Below are 2,981 nucleotides of genomic sequence, written 5' to 3'. Positions count from 1 at the left end.
GAATCTCCCAAGCCTGCTAGCACGGTCGCACCTGTTCACACCGGACGGTACGTCGCTGCTGTACCTCGTCGAACAACCCGACGGGAAGAACCAGATCATGCGGCGGCGCCTGGATGAGGCCGATGCCATCCCCATCCCCGGCGCGACCCCCACCGGCGACTGGACGTTGTCCCCCGACGGCCAATCGATCGCGTTCGAGGACGGCGACGATCTGTATCGCATGCCGCTCGGGGGCGGCCTGCGGACCAAGATCGCCCTGATTGCCCAACGCGGCTATGGTGTAGCGTGGCCTTCCCCCAACGTCATCGTGTACGGGTCGGTCCCCCAGGGCGCCATGCAGCTCATCGATCTGGGCCAGGGCACCATGCGCCCGCTCGGGCGGCCGGACGGCTCCCGGCGGATGAACTGGCCACTGGCGATCCCGGGGCAGTCGGCGGTGCTGGTCACCGTGTACGACCCCGTCACCGATTCCGCCGAGGTCCATCGCGTCTCGCTCCCCGATGGCGCGTCGGAGCCGATCGGGAGTCCGGCTTACTTCCCGGTCGGCGTGCGTAACGGCCAGTTCGTTTTTCTGGATCGCCGCGGGCGCCTGTTCGTGCAGCGCTTCGATGGCCGACGGGTGAGCGGTGCGCCAGTACAGGTGGGCAGCGGGATCGCGATGCTCAGCGCGGGCTTCAACCTGGGCTATGCCGCTCTGGCGCCGGGCGGCGACCTCGCCTATCACGATCGAACGGCCTTGAGTCAGCTCGTGCTGCGGGAGCCCGACGGGACGGTGCGGACGCTGGTCCCCGACACGCTGTCCTTCCTGCACCCGCGGCTCTCCCCGGATGGGCGCCGGGTGGCCGTCACGGTCGTGGGTGACATCGGCTTCAGCGGCAGCATCTGGGTGCTGGATCGGAGCACGGGGGTGTTCGCCCCCGCCATTCAGGGCGACGACCGCGCGCAGCATGACCGCGCCGAGTGGATGCCCGACAGCCGGAGTCTCATGCGTCGGGTCGTGCAGACCAGCGGCCGGTCGTACCGCATCCGGGATCTGGATCAGGGCGCGGCCGATCGCCCGGCGTCGTGGTCAACCGGGCAGGTGAACGAGGTCGTCGCGGCGGCCGACGGCGCCACCTTCATCGGGCGCATCAACGACGAAGCGAGTCTCCAGGGCCGCCTCACGCAAGCGGTGTTTACGTGGTCGACGCGAGATACGACGCCGCGGCAGATCAGCGGTGCGGAGCAGCAGGTCATCGGCCCCCGCCTGTCGCCCGACGGGCGGTGGCTCGCCTACACGGGCACGGAGGGGGGCGCCCGTCATGCGTATGTGGTACCCTTCCCCGGCCCGGGGCCGCGGGTGCAGGTGGACCGCGACGGTGCCGGTGTGCCGATCTGGAGCCGTGATGGGCGCCGGTTGTACTACGCGAAGGCGGAGGCCATGGTCTCGGTGGCCATGGAGAATGGGCGCCCGTTGGGCGCGCCCCGCATCGAGTTCGAGGCGCTGCTGTATCCCACGCTGCTCGACGGCACGCACGCCGGGTTCGATGTGACGCCGGACGGCGGGTTCCTGCTCGTGCGCCCCGTCCGCTCGCCACGCCTGCTCGTTGTACGCGGCTTCGGGGCGGTGCTCGATGCGGCGCTCGCCGGCGGCACTCCGCCGTAAGTCGCCACCGCGTCCGTCCTTCTCACCACCGCCCCCGCCGACCGCGACCGCGCGGGATGACGCGCCGCGACATGCGGATTTTCGGGCGTGATTTCAAGGGGTCTTTCAAGGGGTCAGCGTCGTTGAAACGCTCGTGGTTTCAAGGGGCATCTCCCCTGCCAACAGCGCGGCACGAAGGTACATTGCCCGCATGTCGACCGCTCGCCGAAACATGACGGTTCGTGTGGTGTCGCTCCACAGGTGGACCCGGCCACCGGGCGATGGGAGCCGCGCGTGGAGTTCGACCCCAGCATGCCCGCGCTCTTCGGGCGCCTGATCCGCGTGGTGAAGGAAACGCTCTATTTCGTCACCGAGAGCCGTGAGAGCGACGTGTGGGTGTTCGACGTGCCGTCGCGATGAACGGTGTGAGGGTTCATGGGGTCGGAGTCGTTGAAGTCCCCGCATCGCGCCACCGTGGTCACCATGAACCCCGACGACTTCGCCGACATTCCCGGTCTCGACGTCCTCACATGGTGAACGCCCGCACTGTGGCCACGACTAACACGCCATGACCGACGTCCTCTCACGCCTCACCGCCGCCCTCGCCGACCGCTACCGCGTCGCGCGCGAACTTGGGGCCGGTGGCATGGCCACCGTGTACCTCGCGCACGATCTCCGCCACGAGCGCGACGTGGCCATCAAGGTATTGCACCCCGATCTGGGTGCGGCACTCGGCGCCGAACGGTTCCTGAGCGAGATCAAGACCACCGCCAAGCTGCAGCATCCGCACATTCTGCCGCTGCTGGATTCCGGCGCGGCGGATGGCTTGCTGTACTACGTCATGCCGTACATCACCGGCGAGACGGTGCGCGCCCGGCTGGAGCGCGAACGGCAGCTGCCGGTGGACGACGCCCTGCGTATTGCGCGCGCGGTTGGCGATGCGCTGCAGTATGCACACGAGCAGGGGATCATCCACCGCGACATCAAGCCGGAGAACATCCTGCTGCAGGGCGGGCACGCGCTGGTGGCCGACTTCGGCATCGCGCTCGCGGTGCAGCAGGCCGGCGGCCAGCGCATGACGCAAACCGGCCTGTCGCTGGGCACGCCGCAGTACATGTCGCCGGAACAGGCGATGGGCGAGCGCACCATCGATGCCCGCAGCGACCAGTACGCGCTCGCGGCGGTGCTCTACGAACTGTTCGCCGGCGAACCGCCCTTCACCGGGGCCACCATGCAGGCGGTCGTCGCCAAGGTGATCAGCGCCGAGCCGGAGCCGCTGACCCTGGTGCGGAAGGCCGTGACGCCGGCGGTGGACGCCGCGGTGCGGCGCGCGCTGGCCAAGCTGCCGGCCGACCGC

General features: G+C 69.3%; 1 protein-coding gene and 1 pseudogene. Both read left to right on the top strand.

The annotated features are described in order from the left end of the window. Nucleotides 1-1,645: pseudogene (locus ACIRA7_RS16325) on the top strand (hypothetical protein); the annotation flags it as partial. A 547-nt stretch (nucleotides 1,646-2,192) separates the two neighbouring features. After that, nucleotides 2,193-2,981: serine/threonine-protein kinase (locus ACIRA7_RS16320; protein WP_396221891.1), on the top strand; the 789-nt coding region annotated here is incomplete at its 3' end.

The sequence above is a fragment of the Gemmatimonas sp. genome (assembly GCF_044376735.1).
Taxonomy (GTDB): domain Bacteria; phylum Gemmatimonadota; class Gemmatimonadetes; order Gemmatimonadales; family Gemmatimonadaceae; genus Gemmatimonas.
The sequence above is the reverse complement of the archived record's forward strand: the minus strand, read 5'-3'. Positions and strand labels throughout refer to the sequence as shown.